Source organism: Psychrobacter sp. APC 3426, from assembly GCF_030408035.1.
Taxonomy (GTDB): Bacteria; Pseudomonadota; Gammaproteobacteria; order Pseudomonadales; family Moraxellaceae; genus Psychrobacter.
This window is the reverse complement of sequence record NZ_JASDCF010000001.1, coordinates 440,248-457,581: the sequence shown is the minus strand read 5'-3', so window position 1 is coordinate 457,581 and position 17,334 is coordinate 440,248. Positions and strand designations below refer to the sequence as shown.

Here is a 17,334-nt window from a genome sequence, read left to right as displayed (position 1 = left end):
ATCCCAATTATTAAGTCTTGATTGGTAGGGCTCGATATTTACAGCACCTTATGGTGATCTTATCACTTAAAACACTCATAGACTGTTCTCAAATAAAGAACTTACAATTGTAATTAACACTGTTTAACTATTTACAAGCAACGACTACAATATTGCCATTACCTAAATAAACAAAAGTCTTTTAAATGAACTTTCATATTATTGGAGAATAAACATGGACAAATTACAAGAAATCAGTGCCCCAATTGGTCGCCTATTTTATCAATGATTTCTCTGCACACGACAAAAAAATCATCCCCACCCTATTTTCATAGGTTTAGGGGTTAAAAAGCTGGTGGTGTTCTAAAAAGTATGCTGGCATCAGACATAGCCATAATTGATATAAAAGAACACCAAATCAAACACCTTAAAGTGATTATCGAGCTTCTTAGAGAAACAACAGGTTCTTCTAACGGCTCGTTTTAGTCGGTGTCTAAGACGGCAGTTATTACCTTCAATGCCTACGGTATGTTGTTTGCCAACTTGTTTGTTATCTGGTTTAAAGGCCGTTATGAAACTGTCCCAATTGTCCATACTAATAGAGTCATAGCTCACTTTAAGTTGCTTAAGACGGGCTCTTAGTTTCTGAGCCGTTTTTAGGTCACGTTTGCCCCAGACATAAGCGACAATCTCATTAGTAGCACGGTCATAAGCATAAATAAGCCAGACTTTACGCTTCTTGCGATACACGTAAGTCCAGAACTCATCAACCTCTAAGCGTTCATAATATCGCTTCTTAGGCGCGATCTTATAAACAGATGAGCCTATGGTGCTGAGCACTTTACCAATACTCACCGAGGTAATGATGGCTATGTCTCTAACACCGCAGCCTCTAACCGTCATTAGCCGTATGATGTCTTCTATTTGAGAGTGACAGCCTTGGTAGCTTAAGGCATGGTCGCCAATAAACTGACGTTTGCAGTCCTTACATTGGTAGTTCTGCTTGCCATAGCTTTTTATGCCATGTATCGAAAAACTGGGACTGTGACAGTCGGGGCAACTGATCTGTATTTGTGTCTTCATAACCTCAAATATATCATCTTGCTTCGGCTGTCACTCCTCCTTTTATTTCCTCAGCATACTTTTTGATACACCACCTGTGTTTTTTATAGCGTCATTTATACCGTATTGAATATCACATAATTGATAATAAGAGGTGAACCATGAGTATCAATATCCTAGAACCACGTTTAGCAGATGTTGGCGGCATTCCAATTGCTCGTCTTTTACCCAATACCGGTAAAAAGCCTATTGGCCCATGGTGCTTTTTAGATCATGCAGGTCCTGCTGAGTTTGGTCCAGATGAAACAGGTATGCAGGTTGGTCGTCATCCGCACACCAATTTGCAAACTTTTAGCTGGATGTTGGATGGCGAAGTGCTGCACAAAGACAGCTTAGGTAATGAGCAAGTCATCACCAAAAACCAAGTTAACGTCATGACGGCGGGTACAGGGCCGACTCGCGGCATCAGCCATACCGAACAAAGTGTCTTTCCAGATACTGGTGGCTCGCTAGATGCGGCACGCGCGCTGAGCATGGTACAGTTGTGGATTGCATTGCCTACCGATCAAGAGATTGAGCCAGGCTTCCATCATTATCCAGAGCTACCGACGTGGACGGAAGATAGCGTCGAGATGATACTGACCACTGGTAGCTATACGTCAGTGACCGGTGAGCACTATCAAGCGCCAACCATTCAATATTCAAAAATGGTTGGTATCGACGTGTACTGGCAGGAAGACGGCGAAGTGACACTGACGCTAGAGCCAGGTTTTGAGTACGGTATCTTAGTCAATGAGGGTGAGGTTGAGTCTGAGGGCAAAGTCTGCCCGCAAGATCAACTACTGCGCTTTCATGATCATGATGTTGCCAATAACGAGAGCATCAAACTGGTCGCCAAAAAAGGCACACGCGTGATGTTCATCGGTGGTGAGCCGTTGAATAACCAAGTATTACTATGGTGGAACTTTGTTGCAGACAATAAAGAAGAGATTGAGCTTGCAATCAAAGACTGGAATAACGGTCATGAGCGCTTTGGCAATGTCGACTCAGATATGAAGCGTCTGCCTGCACCAGAGTTACCAGAAGGCTTTAAAGGCTAGTTTTGGATACTTTTTCCCACCGATTTTGTTAGTTTTTATTGTTATAAATACAGATCTATTAAGTTTTTTTACAATTGATAAGTGGTGATTCGATGCTCATTTTCTTATAATGAGTATGTTGAAAAATAAATACATCGGTAGAGCTTGGAGTTCTAGAGTAGAACCTGATAAGTGCGACAACAGGTAACTAATAAAACCAGCAATCTTTGATAACTGTATTCATAAATTCACTAATTTTTTATAATTTGGAGACATTAATGTCAAATTTACAAGATCTGCAGCAACTGGCTGAAAACCGTCGTTCTGTTTATGCGTTAAACGATAATTTACCTGTATCAAAAGACGAAATCGTTAAGATGGTTGAACATGCTATCTTGCATACGCCGTCTGCGTTCAACTCACAATCAACGCGTATCGTTGTGCTATTCGATCAAGACCACAACAAGCTTTGGGATATAACCGAAGAGACTTTACGTGATATCGTCAACAATGACGAGCAGTTTGCATCAACCAAGCAGAAGATTGGTGGTTTTAGAGCAGCGGCAGGTACGATTCTATTCTTTGAAGATCAGAGAGTGGTTAGAAACTTACAAGAAGCGGCACCGCTATATGCTGATAGGTTCCCAATTTGGGCTGATCACACTAGCGCAATGCATCAGTATGTATTGTGGACTGGTCTTGCGAGTGCAAATGTTGGTGCCAACCTACAGCATTATAATCCTGTCATTGACAATAAAGTTTCTGAAACTTGGGGTATCGATGATCATTGGGATCTTATCGCACAGATGGTATTCGGCGGTATTGAGCAGCCAGCAGGTGATAAAGAGTTTCAGCCAGTTGAAGATCGTATGAAAGTATTTGGCAAATAAATGACTTTCTATTCGTTTAAAGTATCAAATGCGTGCTGAGTAATGGACCTGTTTGATGATTAAAGCGAATAAGTATTAAAGCCAAAAAAGCGCCACCCAACTAACAGTCGGGTGGCGCTTTTTGTATGGTACGTCATCAGTAGACATGCTTCTAAAGCAGAAGTTTTTAAATAATACCAAACCCAAAAAGCCCAATTAGCTTTGTCGAACTTGCTAAACCTACGAAGTGTCGTACTTGCGCAAGCTTTCCGCGTTACTCTCATTTTTGGAAATGGTATAACTTTTTAGAACGTGGCGGCATTACATCGTACGTACTAACTCTTTTTACGACCCATCAAGCTGTTGGCGACCCACGCTGGACCAATTAATAAGAACTGTAAATCTTCAAAAAACGAAGGTTTTTTGCCTTCAATCTTATGACCGATAAACTGTCCAATCCAAGCAACGATAAAAATACCTGCCCAGACTTTGAAGCCCCATGGTAACAGGGTCATGACTGACAAACATATTAAAATAAACATACCCATTGCTAAAAATAGTGGCGTGGACAAACGCATATAAAATAGCAAAACTAAGGCGCTAAGGACCAAGGTAAACCAGACGGATAGCGACATACCCATCCCTAATAAACTGACAAAAATGGTAGGAACGCATAGCCAATGGATTTGTTTGTTGATAAGGTTTTGGTGACTGACAGAATACTCACTGAGCCACTGCTCAAGTGTGCGTTTAGACATGCGTGGTTGACGATTACGAGACATACTAACCTCCCTGTTAGTAAGTGAAAAAAGATGAGCGTAGCTGCTTGCTCATAGTGTTCTTAATACCAGTTGTAGCACTAATTAAGCCAATCTACCATATTGTCTGATAGACGGCTCAGTCAAAACCGGCTGTAGCCCTTTTTTTGAGTGCTCATCGATTGAATTGAGGTTATGCTCTAGCCTTGTTCACTGCGATGCCATTCATAGAGACCAATAAAAGAGTTGACTTGATAAATCATGGTTTGGATGGCAAAGATATAGTTACCAGACATCAGGTTGACGATGAGCCAAACGAAATTGACGATAATCCATAACCACCAGTTGAATGAATAGCGCAGAATCATGGCAGCCTGTGCGGTGATGGATAGTACAAAGGCAATGACGTTAATCCAGAAAAATGAGATAAAACCTAGAAAAAGACTGTTGTCGTCTTCTACAACGGCATAACCATAGCTTGCCAACAAGTTGTTGACGGTAGGGAATAATGCAAGACCAATCACGATGAATGCTGCGGTAATCAGCCAAACGGCTTTGCTGGCAGACTTAGGTATCATATCCCCGTCAGGGTCGGTGTGCTTTGACCAATAAAAAATACCATAGACGTGGGTAAAAAAGTTGAAAAGCGGTGCGAGCATTAAGCCGACTGCACCAGAGGTTGCCTGAACCACCACTTCACCAGCGGTCGCACCCATGCCGAATCCATTACCCATAACATTTTTGCGAAAAGACAACGATACCACGCAAATCAATCCGATAAATGATACCGCCAAATAAAACCAATCAAGGGTGGTGTGGTCTGTGGTTAGCCAAAAACCTGCGGACAAGGCAATCACACCACAAATGAACCACGTGATAATCCATTGCATCGCCCATTTTCCGGTGATGTTGTCTAGTAGCTGAATGCGCATAAGTTTTTCCCTGAAAATGAATACGATTGACAATGTATATTAATACTTTTGGTGTTGTCGCATTTTTTGTCTTAGGCTTTTTTGCCATAGATATGCTGATTGATAAACAGTAATGCTTGCTGATAACGAGCATCATAATCAGGCTCATCAATCAAATGAGGCTCGATGTTATGACGGGCAAAAATATCAACGAGGCGCTGCTCAAAGCGTCCACGTGCCTCAGGTGTGCCTAATGAGCGCATGCCGTCATCTACCCACGGTGTATTATTATCTAGCATGATAGTATGGTCTAAGCGAAACTCATCAATACAAGCGGCTACAAATGGGTGAGCTCGACCTTCATACTCTTCACAGAAAGCCTGAGTGGTCACAAAATCTGTATCAACGATAGTGATAGGCGCAGTTGCTACTGCAGCCGCGTCACGGATAGCTTGTGCATGATTGAGTGCAATGGGCCCATAATCATTATACTGTAAGCCAATTTCACTACCACCCAAATCTGTTCCAACATACAGTCGACCCATCTCTAGCGCAAAACTGGCACCATAATAGTTAGCAAGCTTATGGACTAAGGTGGTCTTGCCTGAACTCTCTCCGCCAACGATGGCCACGGTTTTAGTATAGTCGCCGCGCGCTTGAGGATGAATCGCTGACCAATGCGCGACAGGATTGCGAGCGATAGCATAAGAGTCAAATTCAGGTTGTAGCGGAGTCGTGATGACTGACATCTGCAGTTGGTCTCGAATGCTGCTCTGCGCTAAGGGGTGATTCTCTGCGACAAATAATACGGTCTCTGCTGGCAATGCCAGTGCATCACTCAGCCGTTGCAACTTGGCATTGCTGGCAGGAATGTCGATAGTCACGTCATCAAAGCTGTCATGCAAAGGCAGCTCAATCTCATGAGTGGTGTGAATGTGAATGAATGGCAAGTCGGCACATGCCATCTGTAACCAACGTGCCTTGTCTTGCAACGTAATGGTAAAATCCGGATGCGGTGAAGGGTGTGCCATAATAACAATATGCAGGTTCTTTGCTTGTCCTGCTGCATCCAAGATACTGCGCATTTGACCCAAATGTAAGGGTTCAAAATGCCCAATCATTAAACCAGTATTGTACATAACTATCCTTATATTCTAAAAATCATTCATCGTCAGTCGTTGTTTTAGTTGTTTATCAGCATGGTATAAAGGTTTAAACAGATTTACAGGTAGGTTATTGTAAATTGGTAATGGTTTATGAGTTTTCTCTTGATAAGGATGTAACCAAGTTATTAATTTGCTTGTCATTTTTTAGATATCACACATTAAATATATAAAATTTACTTGTCTATTATAAATACCGAAAAGTGGGTTTGTAACAAGAAGTGTAAGATAAGCGCAACAAAGCTATTTATGAAACATTTTGAAATAATTATTTAAAATCAGGGGTTTACACGGTATTAGGACAGGTTAGGGCAAGTTTAGGTAGCATAAACTCACAAAGCACTGCTACATCTTCAACAGATAAAGCCTTAATAGTTGATATACTTATTTGTAAGTTAGAAAGATTAATAGATCTAAAGACAAATCTTGAATTCAGTAAGTCAAACGCACGTAAAAACCAAAAGAAATATATAAAAATAATTAGCAAATACTGATTAGTAAATATTAAATAGAGAGGTATTCGATTTGGCTAAGTTAGCAAAATTACATCGCTCACAGAATAGTCGCATGATAGCAGGTGTGATGGGCGGCATTGCAGAGTATGTCGGTTGGTCACCAACTTGGGTTAGATTGCTCTTCGTTATCGTTTCATCACTGAGTGCAGCTGTACCAGGTATTTTAATTTATATTATCTTATGGATAATTATGCCAAAGGCGACTAGTGAGTCTTATCAATAAGCTTAGATATTAGCTATGAAGGTTAGATTCTATATTGGTACTTTGGTAGTAGAATATGTTTTTATAAATAAATATAACCATCAAACTTCCTGACTAAAGGAAGTAAACTTAAGTAGTAACTCAAGCAAGTGTTTAATAAAAAAGCAGTTTAATTAAAAAACAAAAAGCCTGACTCATCAGGATACCAGCGACATACTTTTCCTCCTGCCCAGATGCTCACGCATTTGGGTATTTTTTTTGCGTCAGTGGTTGCGCTTACCAATTGCTTATACGGCAAAATTGACCAGTAAATGAGCCCACATGCTAAATGCATCACCATATATTATAAATTTAGTTGCGGTAAATATGGATAAAATCGTCAATTTTTAGTAAGGTGAGCAGGCAAATAGCGTCGTTGCCGAATAGGCAATACGAGCGCTATCAATATTTCATAATACTCATTCCACAGTGGCTTTATTAAGATGCCCCAAACTATGATAATCCAAACTATGACATCACAAGCGAAAGATTCTCAACCGATGACGTTTCAAGATCTCATCCTAACCTTGCAAAATTATTGGGCTGACAAGGGCTGCGTCATCTTGCAGCCTTATGATATGGAAGTCGGTGCGGGTACCTTTCACACCGCGACATTTTTACGTTCTTTAGGCCCCGAGCGTTGGAATGCCGCTTATGTGCAGCCATCACGTCGTCCAACCGATGGACGCTACGGTGATAACCCGAACCGTTTGCAGCATTACTATCAGTTTCAAGTAGTGCTCAAGCCCAATCCACCCAATATCCAAGAGCTGTATTTGGATTCATTAAGAGCGATTGGTATCGATCCGCTGGTGCACGATGTGCGTTTTGTGGAAGACAATTGGGAGTCGCCAACGCTAGGTGCGTGGGGGCTTGGCTGGGAGATTTGGCTCAATGGTATGGAAGTCACTCAGTTCACTTATTTCCAGCAAGTTGGCGGTATTGAATGTTTCCCAGTAACAGGTGAGATTACTTACGGTCTTGAGCGCTTGGCAATGTATGTACAAGGCGTCGATAGCGTTTATGATTTGGTCTGGGCAGATGGCGAGTTTGGTCGCGTGACTTATGGCGATGTCTTTCATCAAAACGAAGTTGAGCAATCTACCTATAACTTTGAGCATGCCGATGTGCCAATGATGGGTCAGATGTTCGACTTTTATGAGCAGCAAGCGGATAAGCTGGTTGCTGAAGGTCTGCCGCTGCCAGCCTATGAGATGGTGCTAAAAGCCTCGCATGCCTTTAACTTACTTGATGCTCGCGGTGCGATTTCGGTGACAGAACGTCAGCGTTTCATTTTACGTGTACGTACGCTGGCTCGTAAAGTTGCTGTTGGTTACGTCGAAGCACGCGCGAAATTAGGCTTCCCATTGGCAGATGAAGCGCATCGTCAAGCGGCGCTTGATAAGTATTTACCAAAAGAAGAATCGGTAACTGATGAGGTTGCAGATGCTAGTCAATCTACTGAAAACAATCAAACTACTAACAATAATAAATAGGAGCATCCCATGAGTACTATTCTATTTGAACTGGGGTGTGAAGAGCTACCTCCAAAAAGCCTAAAGCCTTTACGTGATGCGCTACAAGCAAGTGTCACTGAACAGTTAAATGAAGCTGATATCAGTTTCGATAGTATTAAATCCTTTGCTGCACCGCGTCGTTTAGCGATACAGATTCAGGGTATCAGCGATAAGCAGCCGGACCGTAGCGAGCAAAAGCGTGGACCGGCGATTAAAGCGGCATTTGATAGCGATGGCAATCCAACGCGTGCAGCGATGGGCTTTGCCAAGGGTTTGGGTATAGAAGCAAGCGAGCTGATAACGATTAACACCGATAAAGGTGACTATGTTGGTTATGAGCAAACTATTCAGGGTCAAGCGACGACTGAGCTACTACCTACCATTTTCCAAACCGCGCTTGATAATCTACCGATTGCCAAACGTATGCGCGCGGGTAGCAGTCGCAATGAGTTTGTGCGTCCGGTACAGTGGGCAGTATTGATGCAAGATGACGCTGTCATTGACGCTACTATCCAAGGACATCAAACCGGCACGCAAACTCGCGGTCATCGCTTCCATAGTCCTGATTATCACAATATTGCGCATGCCAATGACTATGAGAAACTGCTTGATGGATTAAAAGTTGTCGCTGATTTTGATAAGCGACAAATGCTCATCAAAAACCAAGTCAAAGCATTGGCAGATGAGGTTAATTCTGATGCCATCGTACCGCAAGATTTATTAGACGAAGTCACCGCATTGGTCGATTTTCCAATTGCGCTACGCGCAAGCTTTGAAGCACGCTTTTTACAAGTACCGCAAGAAGCGCTTATTTCGACTATGCAAGCGGATCAAAAGTATTTCTGCTTAACCGATAAAACTGGCAAATTGCAGCCGTACTTTATCTTTATCACCAATATTGAGTCAAAAGATCCTAACCAAATTATCGAAGGTAATGAAAAAGTTGTGCGTCCACGTTTGGCTGATGCAGAGTTTTTCTTCTTACAAGATCAAAAGCAGCCACTATTTGCATTGACTGAGAGCCTAAAAACTCGCGTCTTCCAAGACAAATTGGGTACGATTTGGGAAAAGTCTGAGCGTATTGCCAAGCTTGCCGCCTTTATTGCCACACTTATGCAGCAACAAGGCACAAAAATTGATATCGAGGAAACGGTACGTGCTGCGATGTTGGCAAAAGCAGATTTGGCCAGCTCACTGGTTGGTGAGTATCCTGAGTTGCAAGGTATCGCTGGGACTTATTATGCGCGCTTAAATGGCGAACCTGCTGCTGTTGCTGCAAGTTTAGAAGAGCAGTATTTGCCTAAGTTCAGTGGTGACGTATTACCGCAGACGCCGATTGGTATTTCCTTAGCATTGGCAGATCGCTTGGATACTTTGGTTGGTATTTTTGCCATTGATCAAGCCCCAACAGGTTCGAAAGATCCGTTTAGCTTGCGTCGTTCAGCGATTGGTGTTTTACGTATTTTGATTGAAAAACAATTACCGATTAATCTGGTGGCGCTCGTTGAGCAAGCGATTAAAGGTTATAGCACGAGCGATGGTAGCAAGATTGCTAAGATGGGCGATACCTTTACCCAAGTGATGGCGTTCTTAAACTCACGCTATCGTGCCATGTATACTGAGCAAGGCGTTAGCGTCGACACCATTCAGGCAGTGCAAGCGATTAATCCGCATATGCCGCTTGATTTTGATCAGCGTATCCGTGCTGTTCAAGCCTTTAGCGAGTTGCCACAAGCATCAATGCTAGCTGAATCAAACAAACGAGTTGCCAATATTTTAGCCAAGTCAGAAAGCGCGGTTGCTGATAAAGTCGATGAGTCATTGTTACATGAGTCTGCTGAGCAGGCATTGTATCAGGCTGTCCAGCAAGCGCAGACTGCAGTGAAACCTTTGCTTGAAACAGCTGACTATACGCGAATATTGCAAACACTGGTCAGTTTAGATGCGCCATTGACGCAGTTCTTTGCCGATGTCATGGTTAATAGTGAAGACGCAGCACTAAAGAACAATCGCTTAGCATTGCTCAAGCAAGTTCGTGCCTTATTCTTAACCGTGGCTGATATCAGTGAGCTACAGTTATAACTTGATAGTTATAGCCGAACGACAATCTGAGCCTGCATGCTACTCGCTTACTTATCGCGTAAAAAACTGGCAATATTGAGCCAGTTTTTTATGTGATTATGTTGAAGTGCTATGTTTATAATGTCTTAACCCATACTTGAAGGAGCACTGCTGTGTTAGCCGTTATCATTGTGATTCTTATTATCTGGGCTGTGATGTGGGCGTTTTACAGATTTATGTACCCACGCCCACCCAAAAGTATGATGCCAAAAAAAGGCGATGTCATTACGCCGCGTTTTTGCAATTTTTGTGGTAACAGTTTGGCTGAGTACCGCGGTGTACTTGAAGCCAAACCAGTTTCTGCAGAATCAGGCTTAATAGTAGAGAATGACAACGTAGAGAATGACAACCGTAATGAGGGTGAGAGTCATAAAGAATGGTTCTTTTGCAACTATGAGCATCAAGCGGATTTTCATGCCGGCAAAGTCTATAACCCTCATGCATAAGTAATACCAAACCTAAAAAATCGATGAATATTTAACACCGTTCCAATCACCATTCCATTTTTAATATAAAAAAGCGCTTAGCTTCAATGGGCTAGGCGCTTCTTATTTATGATTCAATATCTTATGAAACCATAATTTATGGGGCTATATTTCATGGAGAATTATCAGCTTACAGAATAGACTGAGCATCCTTCATAATTTTATTAATAAGCGCCTCAGACTGCTTATCTTGTTGCAATCGATCTTCTTCATTTCTTTGATTGGCATGGATTTTCTCATACAAATTCAAGCAGCAAAGCACTAAAATGCTTTCTTGACTGAGACTTGGCGCATCGCGTTTGAGATCTAACGCGTAGTTGTTGATATAAGAGACGGCTGAGTGTAGCTCTTCTTGCTCATGGACTGGGCAGTAGATGGGATAGGTCACGCCAGCAATGGCAACATCGACCTTCTTAATTTGCGGTTCAGCAGGTTTGGCTACAGTGCTTGAGGCGTTTGTGGCAGTTGATGTTACCTGTTGTGTTTTAGAGCTGGTACTCTGCAGCTGATTACTTTGAGACTGTTTGTCAGCAGATTTAGTGTGGTCATCGGTCATGATAAATCCTACAATATATGTCATTAAAATGAGTAATATAAGCTATTACAAGTATATGTCTGGCAGCTAATTAGCAGCTTAGAGAGGGATAAGTTTTATGATAAATAGGCCATCTAATAAAGATAAAATCTATTAAGACAGCTATCTATTATTATCATTGGTAGTTCTTTACTAACCCTCAGCTTGATCGATACGAGTTAAGCGCTTTAATACCACTTGTGTGCGCTCAGCTGCCAATTGGTTCTTTTTCTGCAACTCGCTGTTTTGCTGTTTGATATCGCTATACTGCTGTTTCAATTCATTATTATGCTGTTGCAGCTCGCTATTCTGTTGTTGTAATTGGCCAATTTGCTTGTGTAGTTTGTCTTGTTCTTCGCCAATCATATGATGCGCTTCTGCTAAGTTTTGATAGCGTTTGTCTAAATCGTTCAATTGTTTTTTAGCACCGTCACGTTCTGTGTGGCTGGTATCGAGCTTGCTCTGCAAAGCAGCTAGCTCCTTTGGATCGGTAACGGGATGCTGTTTGAGGCTGCTAAGTTCAGCACTGACAAGCTGATACTGTTTTTTGATGTCGAGTATCATTTTTTCTAATATTCTAAGTTGATCATACATAGTCAGTTTTTATCCTTAACAAGTAAGCGTGAATGAATTTTGTTCTGTGCGTTTAATAATGCCATAGGTGACCGCATAATATCTATATCAACAAAGTAATTACCTATATTAGACGTTGTTCGTTTATTTATATTGTTCGTGGCTTGATTGATTATATTTAGCCATGTCTATCAATTATTTTATTTATCTGCTTTTTTGTATAACTTATAACCAATCACTAGGACTTCTATTATGAATGATAATATCTCTGGCTGGAACACATGGCTCACTGCATTTGACGATTGGACGGACGTGTCTATCAGTGAGGTACATGGCTTGATGACGGGGCTGATGACCGCTTGTAATGCGCCTGATGAGCCAGTATGGGCAAAGGTGTTCGAGGAGCTGAGCTTTGCACCATTACCTGATGAGGCGTTGACTTTATTAACTGAAGAGGCGGAGGACACCGTTTTTCAGCTGAAAGACAAAGACGATGCTTATTCTTATACGCCGTTAGTGCCAGATGATGAACATGATTTATACGAGCGCGTGATGGCGTTGAAACAGTGGGCCAATGGCTTTATGACAGGCTTTGGTATTACCGATTGTGGTCTCACTGCTGAAGAGAATGAAATGTTGTCGGATTTGGCTAAAATTGGCGCGATTCGATTAGAAGACGATGAAGACTTTGAAGGTGGGGAAGAGTCTTACCTGTATATCTATGAGTTTGCGCGTATGGTGCCAGTCAGCTTTGCGACTCGCAAGCGTAAACCTGTCAAAGATATCGCTCTGATTTCTGGACTGGCTATTGATGCTAAGACGACCAAAGAGTTACAAGCAGAAGGTAAGCTGCCAAAACCGATGCCACCAGTGATAGATATCATGAATCAAAACAATCCGTCATAATTGAATCGCTATAATGAGCAGTGTGATAGGAGTGCTGATTTACAGTAAGCTTATAAGTTCTAAGCGATTCAAAAGGAGACTGTGATGATAACGGACAAAGACATGCAACACTTGCGTCGCTGCGTTGAGCTTGCTGCTGAAGCTTTAGAGGCGGGCGATGAGCCATTTGGTAGTGTACTGGTCGATGCGGATGGCAATATGATGAGGGAAGATCGTAACCGTGCCAATACGGTCGATGCGACTTACCATCCTGAAATTGCCGTCGCCAAATGGGCGGCAGAAAATATGACCCCTGAAGCGCGCGCAAAGTCGGTGGTTTATACTTCAGGTGAGCATTGTGCCATGTGCTCTGCTGCCCACGCTTGGGCAGGACTGGAGCGTATTGTTTACGTTAGCTCTTCAAAACAGTTAGGCGAATGGATGGCGGAGATGGGCGTTAAATCCTCATCTCCTATCAATACTTTGTCAATCCAAGAAGTGGCGCCGAACATACCAGTAGATGGTCCGATTGCAGGCTTGGATGAAGAAGTAAAAGAGTTACAACGACATTCATTGCAAAAATATTAGCCTTTTTATCTTGTATCGTGATAAGGATATTTCATGACTTCGAACAATAATAATCAGCTCAAAAACACGTCTTACCCCGCGCAGAGTATCGATTGGCTAACGCGCTTGATTGGTTTCGATACGGTCAGTCGGTATTCAAACTTAGCATTAATTGAAGATGTGCAAGCTTACTGTGAGCAGTTAGGTTTAACGGTAGATTTGACCTTTAATGAAGCCAAAAATAAAGCCAATCTGTTCGTTACTGTGCCAGCAGGGGCAAACGCTGACGAAGTCAATCACGGTCTCGTGCTATCTGGTCATACCGATGTCGTACCAGTTGATGGTCAAGACTGGACGTCAGAGCCGTTCACCGCGACCATTCGTGGTGACAAGCTATATGGACGCGGTGCTTGTGATATGAAAGGCTTTATCGCCTGTGCATTGACGTTATTGCCACAAGCGGTAAAGCTATCTAATGCAGGCCAACTGCGACGTCCGCTGCATTTGGCTTTATCATTTGATGAAGAAGTTGGTTGCTTAGGCGCGCCCTTAATATTGGCAGATTTAAAGGCACGCGGTATTACGCCTGATTATTGTATCGTTGGGGAGCCGACTAATATGACGATGGTGGTGGCACATAAAGGCATCGCTGTGTATCGTTGCCGTGTCCATGGCAAATCTGCGCATTCATCATTGACTGCGCAAGGCGTCAACGCCATTAGCTATGCCAGCCGTTTGATTGGTTATGTTGATGAGTTGGCAGAAGAGATAAGTTATCGCAGTGATAATGACGCGCTGTTTGATGTGCCTTATTCGACATTGTCTGTAGGCACGATAAAAGGTGGCACGGCGACCAATATTGTCCCCAATCTATGTGAGTTTACCTTTGACTATCGCAATCTGCCGCATATGACGCAAGATGATATCATCGCACCGATTCAGGCGAAGGTTGCAGAGCTCAGCGCCCAAATGCAAGCACGCGCTGCCGATACCGGTATTGAGCTGATGCAAGAAGAAAGCGTACCAGCAATGACCGATAGCGACAGCGCTGAGCTACAAGCGTTAATAGCTGCTCTGACGGGCGATGACAAACGGCATAAAGTAGCTTATGCCACTGAGGGCGGGCAATTTACCAATGCTGGCATACCAACGATTATCTGTGGTCCCGGTAGTATTGAGCAGGCTCATAAAGCCGATGAATATGTCGAGCTAAGTGAAATTGAGCGTTGTGATGGGTTTTTGCAGAAGTTGTTAGATAGCTGTACGGTTAATTAGTTTATTAGCTAGCAGACCATTTATATTTGATATGAATGAGCATAAAATACACCGTCTTTATGGCGGTGTTTGTTTTTTAGCAGCTTAGCATTAGGTATTTAAGTTTTCTATAACTAAGAATTAGGGGTTGGTTGATGTCTTGGCATCTGTTTGCGGTGTTTTTTGCAAGTACGTTTTTTATCTCAGCGACTCCTGGTCCTAATATGCTACTCGCATTCCAGTATGGCATGAACTATGGGGTGAGGCGGACGCTATGGACGTTAGCAGGATTAAGCCTTGGTTTGTTCATTCTATTGCTTTCAACCTTGCTTGGATTGGATGTGATTAGCCGCCAATCACCTTGGCTGCTCACTGTTATTAAAGCAGTAGGCGCAGCATATCTAATCTATTTGGGCATCAGTTCATGGCGCGATGCTGGTGATGGTAGCTTGATGAGCGACGCCCGTGAGATAAGCGAGGAGGTGGGAGCTGACTATCCCACTACTATGCAACCTACGGCTGATATGCCCAGACCGCGCTCGCTATCTAGCGCAGCAGTTAAGGTCTCTCCGAGCAACACGACCTTGTTTCGTACTGGTATTTGGGTGTCATTGTCCAATCCGAAAGCGATTTTATTCTTTGCCGCATTTTTCCCCAAATTCATTAATTTCAGTGCGCCGCTATGGCCACAATATATTTTATTAACGGCAGGATTGTTTTTAAGCGAGACAATTTGGCAGATTGTTTATACGCTAGGTGGTACAAAGCTAGCAAGCTGGCTAGATGTTGGCAGTCGCTTAGCGTGGTTAAATCGAGCGTGCGGGGTGATATTTATACTAATTGCGGCAGCTTTATTGGCTGAAGTGTTGAATGGTTTTTTGATATAAAAGACAAATACTATTTAAGATTAATATTAATTACAAAAGAGCCGTTCACTATTTGATAGCGAACGGCTCATTTATTTATTCAAGATTGCTTGCTAACGGTTACGCCAACATTTCGATTAGCTCACCCTTCACCATATGTGGACTCACAAAGTCAGTCACGCGCACGCTAACGATTTTGCCAAGTAGCTCATCCATTTTATCAACGTCATAAGGGAACATAACGGTGCGGGTATTATCAGCCGTGCCGATTAAGTAGTCTGGATGACGATTGGCAACTTGTTCGACCAAGACGCGAGTGGTGGTACCGACCATTTCATGCGTTTTAGCGAGTGTTGAGTCGATAATAACTTTTTGGAATTCTGCCAAGCGCTCTTTTTTAGTTTTGAAGCTCACATCGTCAGGTAACTCTGCCGCTGGCGTGCCTGGACGCTTCGAATAAATAAAGCTATAAGAATGATCGAAATTTAACTCTTTCGCCAAGTTCAACGTATCTTGGAAGTCTTGCTCAGTCTCACCTGGGAAGCCAATGATAAAGTCGCTCGACAAGTGAATATCAGGGCGAATGGCTTTTAGTTTATTAATCTGATTGATATAAACATCAATGGTATGGTTGCGTTTCATCGCTGCCAAGATAGCGTTTGAACCACTTTGAACCGGCAAATGCAAATGTGATACCAGCTCTGGCAATTGCGCATAAGCATCAATGATATCATCAGTAAACTCTAGTGGATGGCTGGTGGTATAACGGATACGCTCGACACCATCGACGTGCGATACATAGTGCAATAGCTCAGCGAAGCGGCAAATACTGCCATCGTCTTTTTCGCCGCGATAGCCATTGACGTTTTGACCCAACAGATTGATTTCGCGCACGCCTTGTTCAGCCAAGCTATCAATCTCTGCCAATACATCGTCAAGTGGACGTGATAATTCTTCGCCGCGCGTATAGGGAACGACGCAAAATGAGCAATATTTTGAGCAGCCTTCCATAATAGACACAAAAGCCTTATAACCTTCAACTCTTGGCTCAGGTAAGAAATCAAACTTCTCGATACTCGGGAATGACACGTCAATCGTACCAATGCGATTCTTAGGCGCGATTTCACGCTGCTCGTTTGATTGATCGTAGAGCTCAGGCAAACGGTGCAAGGTTTGCGGGCCAAATACCATATCGACATAAGGCGCACGTTTTTGAATGTTATCGCCTTCTTGCGAGGCCACGCAGCCACCGACACCGATGACCAAATCAGGGCGTTTTTCTTTTAGTTTGCGCCAGCGACCCAACTCTGAAAACACTTTTTCTTGTGCTTTTTCGCGAATAGAGCAGGTATTCATTAATAGTACATCGGCTTCATCGATATCGTGTGTAACTTCCATACCATGCGAGTCACCCAACACATCAAGCATTTTGCCAGAGTCATAGACGTTCATCTGACAGCCCTGAGTGGTCACAAACACCTTTTTAGTTGCCGCCTTATTGACAGGCGATTGGGCTGAACTTGCTTCGTTGAGTGCAGTAACGGTAGGCGTGCTAGCGATGGTATTAGCAACAGCAGCGTCATCAATGCGGGGATTAAATACAGTAACACTCATAAGGATAAGTCCATGATTGACTAAAAATATAGCAGGGTAGCCGATTAACAGGTGGCATATTTTATCACAACCCTTTGCCAAAGTGAAAAATTAGCATGGGCAATTGATGGTCATTATTATATATTATTTATAACAGTATCAATTATTTACTGGTATTAGCAGCAGTTTTGCTAAAAACCGCAAATTACTATCACTTCTATGTTACACCGTGCTGTCCTATTTATTAACAAAAGGTAAAGGTGATGGTTGAAAGTGCAACGGATATAGTATGATAAGCGCCATAACCTCAGCAGCATTTGCT

General features: G+C 42.7%; 17 protein-coding genes. 10 read left to right on the top strand and 7 right to left on the bottom strand.

The window, feature by feature from the left end:
• Positions 1–360: 360 nt before the first annotated feature.
• Positions 361–1,062, bottom strand: a complete 702-nt coding sequence (locus QL919_RS02025) for an IS1 family transposase (RefSeq protein WP_290187918.1) — start codon at positions 1,060–1,062, stop codon at positions 361–363.
• 140 nt (positions 1,063–1,202) lie between these two features.
• Here QL919_RS02025 and QL919_RS02020 point away from each other — a divergent pair, with 140 nt between their 5' ends.
• Both QL919_RS02020 and QL919_RS02015 read left to right on the top strand, forming a co-directional pair.
• Positions 1,203–2,141, top strand: coding sequence for a pirin family protein (locus tag QL919_RS02020; protein WP_290187917.1), 939 nt, complete (start codon positions 1,203–1,205; stop codon positions 2,139–2,141).
• 257 nt (positions 2,142–2,398) lie between these two features.
• Positions 2,399–3,010 (top strand): nitroreductase family protein, encoded by a 612-nt coding sequence (locus QL919_RS02015; protein WP_290187916.1) that lies wholly within the window; start codon positions 2,399–2,401, stop codon positions 3,008–3,010.
• A 314-nt stretch (positions 3,011–3,324) separates the two neighbouring features.
• Here QL919_RS02015 and QL919_RS02010 read toward each other — a convergent pair whose 3' ends face one another.
• The 3 genes from QL919_RS02010 to nadR form a co-directional block, all read right to left on the bottom strand.
• Positions 3,325–3,771, bottom strand: a complete 447-nt coding sequence (locus tag QL919_RS02010; RefSeq protein ID WP_290187915.1) for an Mpo1-like protein — start codon at positions 3,769–3,771, stop codon at positions 3,325–3,327.
• Between the two features lie 176 nt (positions 3,772–3,947).
• Positions 3,948–4,679, bottom strand: coding sequence for a nicotinamide riboside transporter PnuC (pnuC, locus tag QL919_RS02005; protein ID WP_290187914.1), 732 nt, complete (start codon positions 4,677–4,679; stop codon positions 3,948–3,950).
• A 71-nt stretch (positions 4,680–4,750) separates the two neighbouring features.
• Entirely contained in the window at positions 4,751–5,797 is a 1,047-nt protein-coding gene (gene nadR, locus QL919_RS02000) for a multifunctional transcriptional regulator/nicotinamide-nucleotide adenylyltransferase/ribosylnicotinamide kinase NadR (RefSeq protein WP_290187913.1), read from the bottom strand.
• A gap of 549 nt (positions 5,798–6,346) precedes the next feature.
• On the opposite strand from nadR, the gene QL919_RS01995 reads away from it, so the two are divergent.
• The 4 genes from QL919_RS01995 (at position 6,347) to QL919_RS01980 (ending at position 10,661) form a co-directional block, all read left to right on the top strand.
• Positions 6,347–6,559: a PspC domain-containing protein gene (locus QL919_RS01995; RefSeq protein WP_290187912.1), complete on the top strand. Its 213-nt coding sequence runs from the start codon at positions 6,347–6,349 to the stop codon at positions 6,557–6,559.
• A 518-nt stretch (positions 6,560–7,077) separates the two neighbouring features.
• Positions 7,078–8,073 carry a glycine--tRNA ligase subunit alpha gene (glyQ, locus tag QL919_RS01990; RefSeq protein WP_290187978.1) on the top strand — a complete coding sequence of 332 codons (996 nt, stop codon included), beginning with the start codon at positions 7,078–7,080 and terminating at the stop codon, positions 8,071–8,073.
• 9 nt (positions 8,074–8,082) lie between these two features.
• A complete protein-coding gene (gene glyS / locus QL919_RS01985) occupies positions 8,083–10,176 on the top strand; it encodes a glycine--tRNA ligase subunit beta (protein ID WP_290187911.1) in 2,094 nt (697 codons plus the stop codon).
• 152 nt (positions 10,177–10,328) lie between these two features.
• A complete protein-coding gene (locus tag QL919_RS01980; protein ID WP_290187910.1) occupies positions 10,329–10,661 on the top strand; it encodes a hypothetical protein in 333 nt (110 codons plus the stop codon).
• Positions 10,662–10,830: 169 nt separating this feature from the next.
• On the opposite strand, the gene QL919_RS01975 is transcribed toward QL919_RS01980, so the two are convergent.
• Together QL919_RS01975 and QL919_RS01970 are read right to left on the bottom strand one after the other, a co-directional pair.
• The gene (locus tag QL919_RS01975; protein ID WP_290187909.1) at positions 10,831–11,256 is read right to left on the bottom strand and encodes a cell division protein ZapA; all 426 of its coding nucleotides are present in this window, start codon (positions 11,254–11,256) and stop codon (positions 10,831–10,833) included.
• Between the two features lie 171 nt (positions 11,257–11,427).
• Positions 11,428–11,868, bottom strand: coding sequence for a hypothetical protein (locus QL919_RS01970; RefSeq protein ID WP_290187908.1), 441 nt, complete (start codon positions 11,866–11,868; stop codon positions 11,428–11,430).
• A 231-nt stretch (positions 11,869–12,099) separates the two neighbouring features.
• Here QL919_RS01970 and QL919_RS01965 point away from each other — a divergent pair, with 231 nt between their 5' ends.
• From QL919_RS01965 to QL919_RS01950, 4 genes are all read left to right on the top strand, one after another.
• Positions 12,100–12,753, top strand: coding sequence for a UPF0149 family protein (locus tag QL919_RS01965; protein ID WP_290187907.1), 654 nt, complete (start codon positions 12,100–12,102; stop codon positions 12,751–12,753).
• Positions 12,754–12,837: 84 nt separating this feature from the next.
• Positions 12,838–13,320, top strand: a complete 483-nt coding sequence (locus tag QL919_RS01960) for a nucleoside deaminase (RefSeq protein WP_290187906.1) — start codon at positions 12,838–12,840, stop codon at positions 13,318–13,320.
• A 33-nt stretch (positions 13,321–13,353) separates the two neighbouring features.
• Positions 13,354–14,574 (top strand): acetylornithine deacetylase, encoded by a 1,221-nt coding sequence (argE, locus tag QL919_RS01955; protein WP_290187905.1) that lies wholly within the window; start codon positions 13,354–13,356, stop codon positions 14,572–14,574.
• A 134-nt stretch (positions 14,575–14,708) separates the two neighbouring features.
• On the top strand, positions 14,709–15,440 hold the full coding sequence (locus QL919_RS01950; RefSeq protein WP_290187904.1) for a LysE family translocator: 732 nt from the start codon (positions 14,709–14,711) through the stop codon (positions 15,438–15,440).
• A gap of 99 nt (positions 15,441–15,539) precedes the next feature.
• Here QL919_RS01950 and miaB read toward each other — a convergent pair whose 3' ends face one another.
• Complete coding sequence (miaB, locus tag QL919_RS01945) at positions 15,540–17,033, bottom strand: tRNA (N6-isopentenyl adenosine(37)-C2)-methylthiotransferase MiaB (RefSeq protein ID WP_290187903.1); 1,494 nt, start codon at positions 17,031–17,033, stop codon at positions 15,540–15,542.
• Between the last annotated feature and the right edge of the window lie 301 nt (positions 17,034–17,334).